Raw genomic sequence first — 18,184 nt, 5'->3', positions numbered from 1 at the left:
TTTTAAACAAATTATATTGTAAAAGTAATTCTTTTTTTTTTTTTCTTTTCTTTTTGGCTAGAAAATTTTCTACATAAAAAAAACCTCTAGAAGCTATCCTATTGAAAATCACATAAAACAAAGTTTTAAAGATCTTCAAAACAGCATATCTAAAGGGTTTACATCATTCGTTTTCTTTTAACTATTAAGAAAAAACAATCGATAAAAACAATTATAGATAAAAAATCTACTAGATCATTTTTTGATTATTTTTTTAAATTTAACAATTACAAGAAACAAAATTCTACAAAATATTTTCTGTAAAATAATTCAACAATTCAACATTATTGTTTAAGTCCAACTTACCTAAAATTCTTTTACGCAAAGTCGAGATAGTAGATTCTTTTATATCTAAATGATAAACCATCTCTTTATTTCCCATACCACTTAACATACATTCTAATATATCCAATTCTCTTTCCGTAAGTGTTTCTAAACGTTTTACTTTTTCCTCGTTCAATGGTGAACTTACAAATCCTCCAGCATTAAAAACGGTTTCTAATATATGTATAAAAGCTGAAGCTTCTGATTGTTTCGTTAAAATAGCGTTTACTTCTTTTTTTAAAACATTAAATTCTTTAAATGACAATCCACTTGTAAAAACAATAATCTTTGCTTGAGCTGATTTTTGTCTAATTTCAGAAATTTTTTGTGTTAAATTTCCATCCGCGTAATTTACATCTAACAATAATACATCGTATTGATTTCGTTCTATTGTATCTAAAACTTGTTGAATTGAATTAGCATAAGAAAATGTTGCTTTTTCAAATGCAGGTGTTACCAATACTTCTATCCCGCGACATACTACTGCATGGTCATCTGCAATTAAGACTTTCTTTTCTCCTTTTATGTTCATTATTTTTTTAAATTCAGATTAAACTTAATTTGACTTCCTTTATTTAATTCGCTCTCAACAGAAATTGTGCCATTACTTGCTTTTATAATATTTTTACACAAATACAATCCTAATCCTAAGCTTAAAGAGTCAACTGATTTATTATTTTTACTCTGATATTCTAAATCAAATATCTTTTCTTTATCTTCTTTTGAAATTCCTATCCCATCATCTTTTACAGTAAAAGAAAAACTCTGAGTATCTTGTTTTTTTTCTAATTTAGCTATAATTTCAATTCTTGTTTTTGCGAACTTAACAGCATTCCCAACAATATTATAAACTAACTGATAAAACTTAGCTTTATCATATTGCACAATCCAATTAGTAGGCAACTCATTTTTAAATATTAACTCAATATTTTTTGAAGAAGCAAAAATCTTTAATGAATTAACAATAGCAGTCGTTTCATCATACATATTAATGGGTTCTAGTTTTAATTCTACATCTCCTTTGTTATTTTTCACTAATTCTACTGCTTGATTGGAAATATGTGTTAATGTATTGGATGTGTAAACTACTGTATCAAAAAACTCTTTTAATTCTGTATTTTCATTTTTATTTCCCATAAATGCTCCATATAAATTAATAATACTTATGGGTGTTTTTATCTCATGAGTTAGTATTGAAATAATACGATTCTTTAAAAACAAATCTTTCGTAATTTGATCTTTAGCTTCCGACAAACTTTTTTTAACTTTAAATACATCTGTTATATACTTTAATAAGACAAATAACATAAATAAAATTAAAACCATGACCGTTATGATTAAATAGAATCGTATCTCCTTATTGATTTTAGCTTGTTCCTCTATTTTCAATGAATTATCATCTAATACTGTATCTATCATAAGTTTTAACTCATCATTTACTTCACGGTAAGTTGAAACTAGTGATTGATTTTTTTGAATTAAACTTTTTTCTCCTTTTTTAATATTAGTTAAACTTCTCCCAATAGCTCCAAATTGTTTATTATAATGTTTTTGTGACTCTAATAAAACATTTTTAAATTGCTGTTTTATATCACCAGAAACTACCTTTTTTCCAAATTTAAGACGTAATATACTATTAATCTGCTCTTTTTGTATATCATTCTGTCCCTTCAAAGCACTGCCTAATCTTGAGAACAAACCTTTTTTCTTTACACTATCTACTTTTTTATCCGTTTCAAACTCTACACTATTTAAAACATCTTCAAATTTGTAATTACTTGGCTTTAAAAATTCATCCAAATTTACCTTTTGAGAAATTGTTGATTGATCGTTTATTATAGAATCTGTTTTTTGTTTTAAATCAATTAAATTTTGATTAAGTCTTACATTTTTTTCAATCTTTCTTTTTAATCGTATACTTTGATCTTGATCTGTAATAAGATCATTCAAGTGTTTTGCCATTAAAACAAGACTCTCATTGTATTTTTTAAGGTCTGGTAATTCCCTAAAAAGAATATATTGATTAAAATAATTTTGAGTCCCTTCAATCAAATCTGAGAGTTTTTGTGCTTTATCCTTAAATTTTCTATCTACTTTATCTTCTCGGGTAATTACCAACAACTGTTTTTCACCTCTGTATTCCAAAAACACTAGATAAAAAAAGAGTATTTGCAATAAAAGTATTATAATAAGGCTTAAGTAAGATTTATTTTGAAGTTTATTCATGTTTATTTATTAATTTTGCAGGCTAAAAGGCTTTTTTAACAAAAAATTACAATTCAGTTTTTTAAAAAAAAGCAAGTTTTTTACATTTATTTAACGCAAAAATACTTAATTTTTTCTTTTAACAATGAGTTTCAACACTGAAATACAACGCCGAAGAACTTTTGGAATCATATCCCACCCTGATGCAGGTAAGACGACTTTAACTGAAAAACTGTTACTTTTTGGAGGTGCAATCCAAGAAGCGGGAGCCGTAAAAAGCAATAAAATAAAAAAAGGTGCTACTTCTGACTTCATGGAAATTGAACGCCAAAGAGGAATTTCTGTGGCTACTTCAGTTTTAGCTTTTAACTATAAAGACAAAAAAATTAACATTCTTGACACGCCCGGTCACAAAGATTTTGCTGAAGACACATTCAGAACTTTAACAGCTGTTGATAGTGTTATTGTTGTAATAGATGTTGCAAAAGGGGTTGAGGAACAAACCGAAAAACTAGTAGAGGTTTGTCGTATGCGTAATATACCGATGATTGTTTTTATTAACAAATTAGATCGTGAAGGTAAAGATGCTTTTGACTTAATGGATGAAGTAGAAAAAAAATTAGGTCTTCACGTTACCCCTCTAAGTTTCCCTATTGGTATGGGATATGATTTTCAAGGAATTTATAACATTTGGGAAAAAAACATCAATTTATTTGAAGGAGATAGCAGAAAAAACATTGAAGAAACGATTGCTTTTGAAGATGTTAATAATCCTGAATTAGAAAAAATAATAGGTGAAAAAGCAGCTCTTAAATTAAGAGAAGAATTGGAACTTATTGAAGAAGTATATCCTCCATTTGACGGTGAAGCTTATTTAAAAGGAGATTTACAACCTGTTTTTTTGGCTCTGCATTAAATAATTTTGGAGTTAGAGAACTTCTTGATTGTTTTATTGAAATTGCTCCTTCTCCTAGACCCAAACATTCAGACACTCGAGAGGTAAAACCAGACGAAAATAAATTTTCAGGATTTGTATTTAAAATACACGCTAATATGGATCCTAAACACAGAGACCGTTTAGCTTTTATCAAAATTGTTTCGGGTACTTTTGAACGTAATAAACCATATTTACATGTACGCCACGGAAAAAATCTTAAATTCTCAAGCCCTAATGCTTTCTTTGCAGAAAAAAAAGAAATTGTTGATATTTCATACCCCGGTGATATTGTAGGATTACATGATACAGGCAACTTTAAAATTGGAGACACTCTTACCGAAGGAGAACAAATGAATTTCAAAGGAATTCCGAGTTTTTCTCCTTTACATTTTCGTTATATTAACAACGCCGACCCATTAAAAGCTAAACAATTAGAAAAAGGTATTGACCAATTAATGGATGAAGGGGTAGCACAGTTATTTACATTAGAAATGAATGGAAGAAAGGTAATTGGTACCGTTGGAGCACTTCAGTACGAAGTGATACAATACAGATTGGAACATGAATATGGTGCTAAATGCAACTATGAAAATTTCCCTGCTTATAAGGCGTGCTGGGTACAACCAGAAGATCCAAAAAGTGAAGAATTTGCCGAATTCAAACGTATCAAACAGAAATTTATGGCTAAAGATAAATACGGACAATTGGTATTCTTAGCTGATTCTGATTTTTCTATTACCATGACACAACAGAAATTCCCTAATGTAAAGTTACTATTTACTTCGGAATTTGAATAAATATAGTTTCGATAAAATAAAGAACAAATATTAAAAGATAAAAAACATTTTCGATAGGTTATTTTATTTGACTAAAAAAGAGGCTGTCCAAAAAAAGTGCAAGTTTTAGGACAGCCTCTTTTGTACTTAAATCATTGCGATATATTTTATAAGTAAATAAGGACTACTGAAAAATCAACTCAACATAAATTGGTGTCTTTTTGCTCAAAATACTCAATTTTTATATTTTTTTAGAAAATTTTAATCCTTATATAACTTGTAAATGATAGCTTAAAATATAATTTCACAATGTGATCCAAAAGTCGGGAACCTTGTCTTTTCGACCAAAGGGAGGCTCGAACGAACTGAATAAATAAACAAACCACATAGTCTGAAATGACTATTGCTATCGCAGTGACAAACTAGCTGGTAATTCACTACTTTTAGGGACAATCGTCTATTGATTTCGAAGAAGTAAAATCAAAATTTCATGGTAACATAATTAAGCCTTTCCTGTTGGGCCAAAATTCAAAGGAATTTGAGGATGCTCACTTTCTTTAATAGCTCCATGCGTGTTTTCAAATCGACGAATATTTTCAATTAAAGCTTGAGTTAAACGTTTAGCGTGTTCAGGAGTTAATATAATTCTAGATTTCACCTTTGCTTTTGGCATACCCGGCATAATATTAACAAAATCAACTACAAACTCTGTATCTGAATGATTTATAATAGCTAGATTAGAATAAAAGCCTTCAGCAATTGCCTCATCTAATTCTATATTTATTTGTCCTTCTTGCTCTTGATCATGATTATTCATATTTCTTTTTTAATGTTATCTATTTTATTAGAACAATGATAGTAAAAAAACCAACTATTCACACTATTATTTTTTGTTTTTAAGAAAATATTTAAAAGACTCTATTTATAAACTTTAAAACTGGCTCATTATTCATTTTACTAAAATAGTAATAAAAAACAATTTTATCTATTAATAACATACTTTGACAGAAACAATCTTTCAAATTAAAATTTATAAGGCTATTTTTTAAAAGTATCCTAATACGAATCTGGGATTATTTTGGTTTCTTCTTTTTTATAGCTTACAAAAAAGCAAAAAGCTGTTCATAACTGAACAGCTTTTAAATTCTATAACCAAATAAATTTAGAAATTATATTCTTCTTTGGTAATCATTAATTCATCATATTCCTCTTTAGAACCTACAATTGTATTATCATAATCTCTCATACCTGTACCGGCTGGAATTCTGTGTCCTACAATTACATTTTCTTTAAGACCTTCTAAAGTATCTATTTTACCAGCTACAGCTGCTTCATTTAACACTTTTGTTGTTTCCCGGAACGAGGCTGCTGAAATAAATGACTTAGTTTGTAACGAGGCTCTTGTAATACCTTGAAGAATTGGAGTAGCGGTTGCCGTTATAACATCACGAGCTACAACTAAATCCTTATCTTCACGTTTTAACAATGAGTTTTCATCACGTAACTGTCTTGGTGTAACAATTTGTCCAGGCTTCAGATTAACAGAATCTCCTGCATCTTCCACTACTTTCATTCCGTACAATTTATCATTTTCTTCGATAAAATCTTTTGTATGAATCAATTGTTCTTCTAAGAACAATGTATCCCCCGGATCATTTACTTGTACTTTACGCATCATCTGACGAATAACCACTTCAAAGTGTTTATCGTTGATTTTTACCCCTTGTAAACGGTATACTTCTTGAATTTCGTTCACTAAGTATTGTTGTACAGCTGAAGGTCCTTTAATTCTTAAGATATCATCTGGTGTAATGGCACCATCTGATAAAGGTATACCTGCTCTTACAAAGTCATTTTCTTGTACTAAGATTTGGTTAGAAAGTTTTACCAAGTATTTCTTTATTTCACCAAATTTAGATTCGATAACAATTTCACGATTACCTCTCTTAATTTTACCAAACGACACAACACCATCTATTTCAGATACTACTGCCGGATTAGAAGGATTACGAGCTTCTAATAACTCTGTAATTCTTGGTAAACCTCCCGTAATATCACCTGCTTTAGAAGAGCGACGAGGGATTTTCACTAATACTTTACCAGATTTAATTTTCTCACCATCCTCTACCATTAAGTGTGCGCCTACTGGTAGGTTGTAAGAACGAATTAGCTCACCATCTTTACCATAAATATGTAACGTTGGTATTAATTTTTTGTTTCTAGCTTCAGAGATTACTTTTTCTTGGAAACCAGTTTGTTCATCAATTTCAACTAAGTATGATTGTCCTTGTTCTAAATCTTCGTAACCTACTTTACCAGTAAATTCTGAGATAATTACTCCATTATAAGGATCCCATTTACAAATTGTATCTCCTTTAGTTACTACTTGACCATCTGTTACGAAAATACTGGATCCGTAAGGGATATTGTGTGTACTTAATAAAATACCTGTATTTTCATCTACTAATTTTAACTCAGTAGAACGAGAAATTACGATATCTACCTCTTCTCCATCTGTATCTTCCCCTTTAACTGTTTTTAAATCTTCGATTTCTAAACGTCCAGGAATTTAGCAATGATACTAGATTCTTCTGAAATACCTCCAGCAACCCCTCCAACGTGGAAGGTACGAAGTGTTAACTGTGTACCGGTTCACCAATAGACTGTGCAGCAATTACACCTACAGCTTCTCCTTTTTGAGTCATTCTACCTGTTGCTAAGTTACGACCGTAACATTTAGCACAGATACCTTTAGTCGCTTCACATGTTAATGGAGAACGTACTTCTACGCTTTCTACTGGAGAAGCTTCAATTTCTTTAACAATAGCTTCTGTAATTTCTACACCAGCAGCAACTAATATTTCAGAAGTTAATGGGTTAACTACGTCTTGTAACGCAACACGTCCTAAAATACGCTCACCTAAACCTTCAACAATTTCTTCATTTTTCTTTAAAGCCGTAACTTCAACACCACGTAATGTACCACAGTCAACCGTATTTACGATTACATCCTGAGCTACATCATGTAAACGACGTGTTAAGTAACCCGCATCGGCCGTTTTTAACGCCGTATCCGCAAGACCCTTACGAGCACCGTGCGTAGAAATGAAGTATTCTAAGATCGATAAACCTTCTTTAAAGTTCGATAAAATCGGGTTTTCAATAATTTCACCACCACCAGCAGTTGATTTTTTAGGCTTAGCCATCAAACCACGCATACCAGTTAACTGACGAATCTGCTCTTTCGAACCACGGGCTCCAGAATCAAGCATCATGTATACTGAGTTGAAACCTTGTTGATCTTCACGAATATTTTTCATTGCCGCCTCAGTTAATTGTGCATTGGCAGATGTCCAAATATCAATTACCTGATTGTAACGCTCGTTATTCGTGATAAGACCCATGTTATAATTCATAGAAATCTCTTCCACTTTTTCTCTTGCGTCAGCAATCAAAGGTTCTTTTTGATCTGGAATTTTGATATCCCCTAAAGAGAATGATAAACCACCTCTAAATGCGAAACCATATCCCATATCTTTCATATTATCTAAGAAAGCAGCAGTTGTAGGAACATCCGTAACAGCTAAAATCTTACCAATAATATCACGTAAGGATTTTTTCGTTAATACCTCATTTATATAACCTGCTTCTTCAGGTACTACTTCATTAAATAATACGCGTCCTGCAGTTGTTTGGATAATTTGATATACTAATTCTCCATTTTCATTAAAATCTTTAGCTCTTACTTTGATTCGAGCATTTAATTCTAAACGTCCTTCATTTAAAGCAATATGTACTTCTTCAGCTGAATAGAATGTCAAACCTTCTCCTTTAATTATTAATTCAGGAGTAGACAAACGTTCTTTAGTCATATAGTACAATCCAAGAACCATGTCCTGAGATGGAACCGTAATAGGTGCACCATTTGCAGGGTTCAAAATATTGTGCGATGCTAACATTAATAGTTGTGCTTCAAGAATAGCTTCAGGTCCTAATGGTAAGTGAACTGCCATCTGGTCACCGTCAAAATCGGCATTAAATGCCGTACATGTTAACGGGTGTAACTGGATTGCTTTACCTTCAATTAGCTTAGGTTGAAACGCTTGGATACCTAATCTGTGAAGCGTAGGAGCACGGTTAAGTAATACTGGATGTCCTTTGATTACATTTTCTAAGATATCCCATACTACAGGCTCTTTTTTATCAATGATTTTCTTCGCAGACTTCACTGTTTTTACAATACCTCTCTCGATCAATTTACGGATAACGAAAGGTTTGTAAAGTTCGGCAGCCATATCTTTTGGAAGACCACACTCATACATTTTCAACTCAGGTCCAACAACAATTACCGAACGAGCAGAATAATCCACACGTTTACCTAATAAGTTTTGACGGAAACGTCCTTGCTTACCTTTTAACGAGTCAGATAATGATTTTAATGGTCTATTCGATTCTGTTTTAACTGCAGAAGCTTTTCTTGTATTGTCAAATAATGAATCTACCGCTTCTTGTAACATACGTTTTTCGTTACGTAAGATTACTTCAGGTGCTTTAATTTCCATTAATCGTTTTAAACGATTATTACGGATAATTACACGACGATATAAGTCATTTAAGTCCGATGTAGCAAAACGACCTCCATCTAGCGGTACCAATGGACGTAATTCAGGTGGAATAACTGGAATTACTTTTAATATCATCCATTCAGGTAAGTTTTCTCTGTTCAGATTTGCTTCACGGAAGGACTCTACAACTTGAAGACGTTTTAATGCTTCTGTTTTTCTTTGTTTCGATGTTTCATTATTAGCCGCATGACGTAGTTGATATGATAATGAATCCAAATCAACTCTTGCCAATAAATCCATAATACACTCAGCCCCCATTTTGGCGATGAATTTATTAGGATCGCTTTCATCTAAATATAAGTTTTCTAACGGAAGCGAATCTAAAATATTTAAATATTCTTCTTCTGTTAAGAACTCCATTGCTTGTAATGATTCACCTTCAGCGTTTTTAGCAATACCGGTTGTATTACTACATAACGTTCGTAATAGATGATCATATCTAATTTCTTAGATGGTAGTCCTAAAATATATCCTATTTTGTTAGGTAATGAACGAAAGTACCATATATGAGCAATAGGCACAACCAAATTGATGTGTCCAACACGGTCACGACGTACTTTCTTTTCTGTAACTTCAACTCCACAACGATCACATACGATACCTTTGTAACGGATTCTTTTATATTTACCACAGGCACACTCATAGTCTTTTACAGGACCAAAAATACGCTCACAAAATAAACCATCGCGCTCAGGTTTGTGTGTACGATAGTTGATAGTTTCAGGTTTTAATACTTCACCACGAGATTCTGCCAAGATAGATTCTGGCGATGCCAAACCAATAGAGATTTGATTGAATCGTTTGATGGTATTTTTATCTTTATTTCTATTTGTTGTCATAATTTTTTGTTTAAAAGTTTTAAAGTTTTAGGCTTCAAATTATATAACTTGAAACCTTTAACTTTGAACTGAATGTTATTCTTCTAAACGAATGTCTAAACCAAGACCTTTTAATTCATGCATTAATACATTGAATGATTCAGGTAATCCTGGTTCTGGCATAGTTTCACCCTTCACGATTGCTTCGTAAGTTTTAGCTCTACCTATTACGTCGTCTGACTTTACTGTTAAGATTTCACGTAAAGTACTTGATGCGCCATACGCTTCAAGTGCCCAAACCTCCATCTCTCCAAAACGCTGACCACCAAATTGTGCTTTACCACCTAATGGTTGTTGCGTGATTAATGAGTAAGGACCAATAGAACGTGCGTGCATCTTATCGTCAACCATGTGACCTAATTTCAACATATAGATAACACCTACTGTAGCACGTTGATGGAAACGCTCTCCAGTACCACCATCATATAAATACGTGTGACCAAATCTTGGAACTCCTGCTTCATCTGTTAGAGCGTTAATTTCGTCAAGAGATGCACCATCAAAAATTGGTGTTGCATACTTTCTTCCTAACTTTTTACCTGCCCAACCTAATACTGTTTCATAAATCTGACCAATGTTCATACGAGATGGTACCCCTAGTGGATTCAATACGATATCTACTGGTGTTCCATCTTCTAAGAATGGCATATCTTCTTGACGAACAATACGCGCCACAATACCTTTATTACCGTGACGACCTGCCATTTTATCACCTACTTTTAACTTACGTTTCTTGGCAATATAAACCTTAGCTAATTTTAGGATACCTGATGGTAACTCATCCCCTACAGTGATTGTAAACTTCTCACGACGTAAAGCACCTTGTAAATCGTTTAACTTAATTTTATAGTTGTGAATTAAGTCGTTAACCATTTCGTTAGTTTCATCATCCGCAACCCACTGCCCTTTTGTCAAATGAGCAAAATCTTCTACAGCTTGTAACATTTTTTTGGTGTATTTCTTACCTTTTGGTAATACTTCTTCACCTAAATCATTCATTACTCCTTGAGATGTTTTACCATCAACGATTAGGAATAACTTATCAATTAAACGGTCTTTTAATTCAACAAATTTTGTTTCATATTCCATTTCAAGAGCTGCTAGTTCGTCTTTTTCTTGAGAACGTTTACGCTTATCTTTTACAACTCTTGCAAATAATTTTTTATCTAAAACTACACCATGTAATGATGGAGAAGCTTTTAGGGAAGCATCTTTCACATCACCCGCTTTATCACCAAAGATAGCTCTTAATAACTTTTCTTCTGGTGTAGGATCTGATTCTCCTTTAGGTGTAATTTTACCAATTAGAATATCGCCTTGGTTTCACCTCGGCACCAATTCTAATCATACCATTTTCATCTAAATCTTTAGTAGCTTCTTCAGATACGTTAGGAATATCATTCGTTAATTCTTCGTTACCTAATTTCGTATCACGAACTTCTAATGAATAATCATCAATATGAATTGATGTAAAGATATCATCACGAACTACTTTTTCTGAAATTACGATTGCATCCTCGAAATTATATCCTTTCCAAGGCATGAAGGCAACTTGTAAGTTTCTACCTAAAGCTAACTCTCCATTTTGGGTCGCATATCCTTCACATAAAACCTGCCCTTTTACTACTTTATCACCTTTTCTTACGATAGGTTTTAAATTAATGGTGGTACTTTGGTTTGTTTTACGGAATTTAATTAACTGATAAGTTTTTTCATCTGGATCGAAACTTACTGCTCTTTCAGCATCTGTTCTTTCGTATTTAATTGTAATTTTATCAGCATCTACATACTCTACTTCTCCATTTCCTTCTGCATTAATTAATACTCTTGAATCAGACGCTACTTGGCGTTCTAAACCTGTTCCTACAATAGGAGATTCAGGACGCAATAATGGTACCGCCTGACGCATCATGTTTGATCCCATCAAAGCACGGTTTGCATCATCATGCTCTAAGAATGGAATTAATGAAGCGGAAATAGATGCTATTTGATTAGGGGCAACGTCTGTATAATGAACTGCATTTGGTTCTACTACAGGGAAATCCCCTTCCTCACGAACAATTACCTTATCCGTAGTTATCACTCCTGTTTCATCCATTTCGATGTTAGCTTGAGCAATTAACTTACCTTCTTCTTCTTCTGCACTTAAATAAATAGGTTCGGACACTAAATCTACTTTACCATTTTCAACTTTACGGTAAGGTGTTTCGATGAATCCCATTCCATTAACTTTTGCATAAACTCCTAATGAAGAAATCAAACCAATGTTTGGTCCTTCAGGTGTTTCAATAGGACATAAACGTCCGTAGTGTGTATAGTGAACGTCACGTACCTCGAAACCTGCACGTTCTCTAGATAAACCACCGGGTCCTAATGCAGATAAACGGCGTTTGTGTGTGATCTCTGCTAATGGATTCGTTTGATCCATGAACTGAGATAACTGATTTGTACCAAAGAAAGAATTAATTACAGAAGACAAGGTCTTTGCATTAATCAAATCGATTGGTGTAAACACCTCGTTATCACGAACGTTCATACGCTCACGAATAGTACGAGCCATACGAGCTAAACCAACACCAAACTGAGCAGATAATTGTTCACCTACTGTACGTACTCGACGGTTAGATAAGTGGTCAATATCATCAATCTCAGCTTTTGAGTTAATTAACTCAATTAAATATTTAACGATAGTAATGATATCCTCTTTAGTAAGCACTTGCTTATCCATAGGAATATCAAGACCTAATTTTTTATTCATTCTATAACGACCTACATCACCTAAGTTGTAACGTTGATCAGAGAAGAATAATTTCTCAATGATCCCACGAGCTGTTTCTTCATCAGGTGGTTCAGCGTTACGTAATTGACGGTAAATGTGCTCTACAGCTTCTTTTTCAGAGTTTGTAGGGTCTTTTTGTAATGTATTATGAATGATTGAATAATCTGCGGTATTTAAATCTTCTTTATGTAATAAGATGGATTTAACATTTGCATCAACAATTTCCTCAACATTATCTTTATCTAAAAGCGTATCACGATCTAAGATAATTTCGTTACGCTCGATAGATACTACCTCACCTGTATCCTCATCTACGAAGTCTTCATGCCATGTATTTAATACACGCGCAGCTAAACGACGACCGATATATTTCTTTAAACCTGATTTAGATACTTTAATTTCCTCCGCTAAGTCGAAAATTTCTAAGATATCTTTATCGCGCTCAAAACCAATAGCACGGAAAAGCGTAGTTACAGGTAATTTTTTCTTTCTATCGATATACGCGTACATCACGCTGTTGATATCAGTAGCAAATTCAATCCAAGATCCTTTGAAAGGGATTACTCTGGCAGAGTATAATTTTGTTCCATTAGCATGGAATGATTGTCCAAAGAATACACCCGGTGAACGGTGTAATTGTGATACAACTACGCGCTCGGCACCATTAATAACAAAAGTACCGCTAGGAGTCATATAAGGTATAGTACCTAAATACACATCCTGAACGATGGTTTCAAAATCTTCGTGTTCTGGATCAGTACAGTATAATTTCAGACGTGCTTTAAGTGGCACACTGTATGTAAGACCTCTGTCTATACATTCTTCAATTGTATAACGAGGAGGATCAACAAAATAATCTAAGAACTCTAATACGAACTGATTACGAGTATCAGTGATTGGAAAGTTTTCCATAAAGGTGTTATACAACCCCTCGTTGCCTCTTTCATCAGATTTCGTTTCTAATTGAAAGAAATCTTTGAACGACTTCACTTGAACATCCAAAAAGTCTGGATAGTTTGGAATGTTTTTTGTCGAGGCAAAATTCAATCTTTCAGTCTGATTTAATATCATCTATGGACAAAATTATGATTAAAAAAAAGTAATTTTATGTTAGTCTATTAACATTTAAAACAATCAATACTTTTTTATTTATAACTCACACCTCTTTTGAAAACAAGTGTATTGATAAACTTTAGTTTCTTTCTTCGTGTTGAGTTAAAATTCGTAAGAATCTATTTAAAAAACAAATAGTTTACTATACGAAAAAATGGTTTAGGCCATTGAGTGCTTTACTCAAGGCCTAAACCTATAATTTATACTATGTATAATTATTTAAGCTCAACTACAGCTCCTGCTTCTTCTAAAGCTTTTTTCAAGCCTTCAGCTTCATCTTTAGAAACACCTTCTTTAACATTTGTTGGAGCAGCATCAACTAAGTCTTTAGCTTCTTTTAATCCTAAACCAGTTAATTCTTTAACTGCTTTAACTACACCTAATTTAGAAGAACCAGCTTCTTTTAATACTACAGTGAATTCTGTTTGCTCTTCAGTAGCAGCATCAGCTCCACCAGCAGCAACTACTACAGCAGCAGCAGCAGGCTCGATTCCGTAATCATCTTTTAAAATTGCAGCTAATTCATTTACTTCTTTAACTGTTAAATTTACTAATTGTTCTGCGAATTGTTTCAAATCTGCCATTTTTTCTATCTTTTTTAAATGATTTGTAAAATTTATATAATTTAATTAGTGCGCTAATTATTCAGCTGTTTCTTCACCTTTTTGCTCTGCATTGTTAAGTAAAGCAGAAATGATGCGTTTAGCTGGAGATTGTAACAACATGATGATATCTCCGATAACTTCTTCTTTCGATTTAAGAGCTGCTAACGATTCTAATTCTTTATCACCAATGTATACTTCCTCATTGATATAAGCTCCTTTTAATAGAGGTTTATCACCTTTTTTACGGAACTCTTTAATTACTTTAGCTGGAGCATTAGCAACGTCAGCAATTAGGATTGAAGTATTTCCTTTTAAAGTAGTTGGTAAATCACCAAATTCTTTATCAGAAGCTTCCATTGCTTTAGCAAGTAAAGTATTTTTAACAACTTCTAATTTGATACCAGCTTTATAACAAGCTTTTCTTAAATTTGAAGTAGTTTCTGCATTTAAACCAGAAATATCTGCTAAATAAACGATATTAGTTCCAGCTAACTGTGCAGTTAAATCTTGAATCGCTAATGATTTTTCTTCTCTAGTCATGATACTAAAATTTTTTAACTACCAATTACACTGCTTTAGGATCTAAAGCAATAGCTGGACTCATAGTACTTGATAAGTGGATAGACTTAATATAAGTACCTTTTGCAGCGGTTGGTTTTAATTTAATTAATGTTTGAATAATTTCGTGAGCGTTCTCCTCGGATTTTCTCAGCATCGAAAGATACTTTTCCGATAGCCGCATGAACGATACCAGTTTTGTCAACTTTAAAGTCAATTTTACCAGATTTCACTTCTTCTACTGCTTTACCTACTTCCATAGTCACAGTACCTGTTTTAGGATTTGGCATTAAACCACGAGGTCCTAAAATACGACCTAATGGACCTAACTTACCCATAACAGCTGGCATAGTGATGATTACATCTACATCAGTCCAACCATCTTTAATTTTTTGTAAGTACTCGTCTAAACCTACGTGGTCAGCACCAGCCGCTTTTGCTTCAGCTTCTTTATCTGGAGTAACTAAAGCTAATACTCTTACATCTTTACCTGTACCGTGTGGTAATGAACACACACCTCTCACCATCTGATTCGCCTTACGAGGGTCTACACCTAACTTAACAGCGATATCAACTGATTCATCAAATTTTGCTGAAGCAACTTCTTTTATTAATGCAGAAGCATCTTTTAAAGAATAAGTTTTATTCTTCTCAATTTTAGAAGCAGCAACTTTTTGCTTTTTCGTTAATTTTGCCATTTTCTCTTAGTTTAAAGGAGAATCTCCAGTTACAGTAATACCCATAGATCTAGCTGTTCCAGCTATCATGCTCATTGCTTTTTCAATTGTGAAAGCATTTAAATCAGGCATTTTGTCTTCAGCGATCGTTTTGATTTGATCCCAAGAAACACTAGCAACTTTTTTACGATTAGGTTGCCCAGATCCAGATTTAATTTTTGCAGCTTCTAACAATTGAATAGCAGCAGGTGGAGTTTTAACAACAAAATCAAACGATTTGTCTTTGTACACAGTAATTTGAACTGGTAATACTTTGCCCGGTTTATCTTGTGTTCTAGCATTGAACTGCTTACAGAACTCCATGATGTTAACCCCAGCAGCTCCCAAAGCAGGTCCAACCGGTGGCGACGGGTTCGCAGCACCTCCCTTAACTTGTAGTTTAACTACTTTACTAACTTCTTTAGCCATTTTAAAAAAAATTAAGCACATCGATCATTGGAAGCGATTGATGTGAATTATATAAATAAATATTATACTTTTTCTACTTGAACGAAGCTTAATTCTAAAGGTGTTTTTCTTCCAAAAATTTTAACCATTACTTCCAGCTTGCGTTTTTCTTCATTTATATTTTCAATAGTACCGTTAAATCCATTGAACGGACCATCAATAACTTTAATAGTTTCTCCAACAGAGTAAGGTATAGAACCATGATCAACAGTAGTTGCTAATTCATCTACTTTACCTAACATTCTATTAACCTCTGATTGACGCAAAGGCACAGGATCTCCTCCTTTTACCTCACCCAAAAAACCAATTACACCTGTAATAGACTTTATTATATGAGGTATTTCTCCTGTTAGGTTTGCCTCGATCATAACATAACCTGGAAAATAAACACGTTCTTTACTAATTTTTTTACCATCACGAACAGTTACCACTTTTTCAGTTGGCACTAATACTTGTGATATATAATCAGCCATTCCCACACGATTAATTTCTTGCTCGATGTAGGATTTAACTTTATTTTCTTGACCACTTACAGCCCTTACAACATACCATTTCTTCACACTAGTTTCAGCCATAACTTTATTTTATCCTTTTAACAAATTAAAGAAACCCTCAATTGTTTTAGTAAAAATTTCGTCAACGCCCCAAGTGGCTAGTGCAAAAATGACAGAGAAGATGGCCACAACTACAGTTAGTTTCTGAACCTCTTCCCATCCTGGCCAAGTCACATTTGACTTAAACTCTTCAAAAGCTTCTGATATATAATTAGTCACTTTGTTCATTATATTTCTTATTTGCACGGGCGGAGGGATTCGAACCCCCATCAATGGTTTTGGAGACCACTATACTGACCCTTGTACTACGCCCGTTTGTTATAAGTCAGTGTCGTCGCTGAACGACACCGACTTCTTTTTATGTGAATTTAATTATTCAACGATTTCAGTTACCTGACCAGCACCTACTGTTCTACCACCTTCACGGATAGCGAAACGTAAACCTACTGATAAAGCGATTGGTTGAAGCAACTCAACATTGATAGTTAAGTTATCACTGGCATTACCATTTCAACACCTTCAGGTAAAGAGATAGTACCTGTTACGTCAGTTGTACGTACGTAGAATTGAGGACGGTAGTTGTTATGGAATGGCGTGTGACGTCCACCTTCTTCTTTTTTCAAGATATAAACCTCTGCTTTAAATTTAGCGTGTGGTTTTACTGAACTCGGCTTACAAATAACCATACCACGACGGATATCAGCTTTGTCAATACCACGTAATAATAAACCTACGTTATCACCAGCTTCACCTCTATCTAAGATTTTACGGAACATCTCAACTCCAGTAATAGTAGAAGTTAACTTGTCAGCACCCATACCGATGATTTCAACTGGATCTCCAGTATTAGCAACACCTGTTTCGATACGACCTGTAGCAACTGTACCACGTCCTGTAATTGTGAATACGTCTTCAACTGGCATCAAGAATGGTTTTTCGTTATCACGAACTGGCTCTTCAATCCAAGCATCAACTGCATCCATTAATTCGATGATTTTAGGAACCCAGTTTGGATCATTATTTAATCCACCTAAAGCAGAACCTTGAACAACTGGACCATTATCTCCATCATATTCATAGAAAGATAATAAATCACGGATTTCCATTTCTACTAACTCTAATAACTCAGCATCATCAACCATATCCACTTTGTTCATAAAAACAACGATACGAGGAATACCTACCTGACGACCTAATAAGATATGCTCACGAGTTTGAGGCATTGGACCATCAGTAGCAGCAACTACCAAGATAGCACCATCCATTTGAGCAGCACCAGTAACCATGTTCTTAACGTAATCCGCGTGACTGGACAGTCTACGTGAGCGTAGTGACGGTTAGCTGTTTCATATTCTACGTGAGATGTATTAATAGTAATACCTCTTTCTTTCTCTTCTGGAGCGTTATCAATTTGGTCGAATGACTTAGCTTGACAGTAACCTGCATCAGATAACACTTTAGTGATCGCAGCAGTTAAAGTAGTCTTTCCGTGGTCTACGTGTCCGATAGTACCGATATTTAAGTGCGGTTTCGAACGATTAAAACTTTCTTTTGCCATTTTACTTAATTTTTAATCTTAGTTATAATAATTAGTGTTCAAAAAAATC

General features: G+C 33.5%; 8 protein-coding genes, 1 tRNA gene and 5 pseudogenes. 1 reads left to right on the top strand and 13 read right to left on the bottom strand.

From position 1 onward, the window contains the following. Positions 1 to 283: 283 nt before the first annotated feature. Entirely contained in the window at positions 284 to 895 is a 612-nt protein-coding gene (locus tag JJC05_RS12335; RefSeq protein WP_088390963.1) for a response regulator transcription factor, read from the bottom strand. Continuing rightward, positions 895 to 2,484, bottom strand: a complete 1,590-nt coding sequence (locus JJC05_RS12330) for a sensor histidine kinase (RefSeq protein ID WP_235877483.1) — start codon at positions 2,482 to 2,484, stop codon at positions 895 to 897. The genes JJC05_RS12335 and JJC05_RS12330 overlap by 1 nt, the downstream gene beginning before the upstream one ends. 229 nt (positions 2,485 to 2,713) lie before the next feature. On the opposite strand from JJC05_RS12330, the pseudogene JJC05_RS12325 reads away from it, so the two are divergent. After that, positions 2,714 to 4,302: pseudogene (locus JJC05_RS12325) on the top strand (peptide chain release factor 3). A 481-nt stretch (positions 4,303 to 4,783) separates the two neighbouring features. On the opposite strand, the gene JJC05_RS12320 reads toward JJC05_RS12325, so the two are convergent. From JJC05_RS12320 to tuf, 11 genes and pseudogenes are all read right to left on the bottom strand, one after another. Continuing rightward, positions 4,784 to 5,098, bottom strand: a complete 315-nt coding sequence (locus JJC05_RS12320) for a DUF3467 domain-containing protein (protein WP_127823759.1) — start codon at positions 5,096 to 5,098, stop codon at positions 4,784 to 4,786. A 345-nt stretch (positions 5,099 to 5,443) separates the two neighbouring features. Next, positions 5,444 to 9,745, bottom strand: a pseudogene (rpoC, locus tag JJC05_RS18390) (DNA-directed RNA polymerase subunit beta'). A 75-nt stretch (positions 9,746 to 9,820) separates the two neighbouring features. Continuing rightward, positions 9,821 to 13,634, bottom strand: a pseudogene (rpoB, locus tag JJC05_RS12310) (DNA-directed RNA polymerase subunit beta). 257 nt (positions 13,635 to 13,891) lie between these two features. Then, positions 13,892 to 14,260 (bottom strand): 50S ribosomal protein L7/L12, encoded by a 369-nt coding sequence (gene rplL / locus JJC05_RS12305; protein WP_235877481.1) that lies wholly within the window; start codon positions 14,258 to 14,260, stop codon positions 13,892 to 13,894. Between the two features lie 57 nt (positions 14,261 to 14,317). Then, on the bottom strand, positions 14,318 to 14,821 hold the full coding sequence (gene rplJ / locus JJC05_RS12300; protein WP_088390951.1) for a 50S ribosomal protein L10: 504 nt from the start codon (positions 14,819 to 14,821) through the stop codon (positions 14,318 to 14,320). A 25-nt stretch (positions 14,822 to 14,846) separates the two neighbouring features. Beyond that, positions 14,847 to 15,537 (bottom strand): annotated as a pseudogene (rplA, locus tag JJC05_RS12295) (50S ribosomal protein L1). A 6-nt stretch (positions 15,538 to 15,543) separates the two neighbouring features. After that, the gene (rplK, locus tag JJC05_RS12290) at positions 15,544 to 15,984 is read right to left on the bottom strand and encodes a 50S ribosomal protein L11 (RefSeq protein ID WP_060382897.1); all 441 of its coding nucleotides are present in this window, start codon (positions 15,982 to 15,984) and stop codon (positions 15,544 to 15,546) included. A gap of 62 nt (positions 15,985 to 16,046) precedes the next feature. Beyond that, positions 16,047 to 16,598 (bottom strand): transcription termination/antitermination protein NusG, encoded by a 552-nt coding sequence (gene nusG, locus JJC05_RS12285; RefSeq protein WP_060382898.1) that lies wholly within the window; start codon positions 16,596 to 16,598, stop codon positions 16,047 to 16,049. Between the two features lie 9 nt (positions 16,599 to 16,607). Next, positions 16,608 to 16,805 (bottom strand): preprotein translocase subunit SecE, encoded by a 198-nt coding sequence (gene secE / locus JJC05_RS12280; protein WP_060382899.1) that lies wholly within the window; start codon positions 16,803 to 16,805, stop codon positions 16,608 to 16,610. Between the two features lie 15 nt (positions 16,806 to 16,820). After that, positions 16,821 to 16,892 (bottom strand) — tRNA-Trp (locus JJC05_RS12275). Positions 16,893 to 16,949: 57 nt separating this feature from the next. Then, positions 16,950 to 18,135 (bottom strand): annotated as a pseudogene (gene tuf / locus JJC05_RS12270) (elongation factor Tu). Positions 18,136 to 18,184: the final 49 nt, after the last annotated feature.

The organism is Flavobacterium davisii, assembly GCF_019565505.1.
Taxonomy (GTDB): domain Bacteria; phylum Bacteroidota; class Bacteroidia; order Flavobacteriales; family Flavobacteriaceae; genus Flavobacterium; species Flavobacterium davisii.
Note: the sequence above shows the minus strand (reverse complement) of the source record. Positions and strands in the feature narration are given on the sequence as shown.

What these genes read in the sequence shown, in the direction of transcription:
- rplL (WP_235877481.1), bottom strand. Translation starts at nt 14,260, where the DNA reads ATGGCAGATTTGAAACAATTCGCAGAACAATTAGTAAATTTAACAGTT.
- nusG (WP_060382898.1), bottom strand. Translation starts at nt 16,598, where the DNA reads ATGGCTGAAACTAGTGTGAAGAAATGGTATGTTGTAAGGGCTGTAAGT.
- rplJ (WP_088390951.1), bottom strand. Translation starts at nt 14,821, where the DNA reads ATGACTAGAGAAGAAAAATCATTAGCGATTCAAGATTTAACTGCACAG.
- JJC05_RS12335 (WP_088390963.1), bottom strand. Translation starts at nt 895, where the DNA reads ATGAACATAAAAGGAGAAAAGAAAGTCTTAATTGCAGATGACCATGCA.
- JJC05_RS12320 (WP_127823759.1), bottom strand. Translation starts at nt 5,098, where the DNA reads ATGAATAATCATGATCAAGAGCAAGAAGGACAAATAAATATAGAATTA.
- secE (WP_060382899.1), bottom strand. Translation starts at nt 16,805, where the DNA reads ATGAACAAAGTGACTAATTATATATCAGAAGCTTTTGAAGAGTTTAAG.
- rplK (WP_060382897.1), bottom strand. Translation starts at nt 15,984, where the DNA reads ATGGCTAAAGAAGTTAGTAAAGTAGTTAAACTACAAGTTAAGGGAGGT.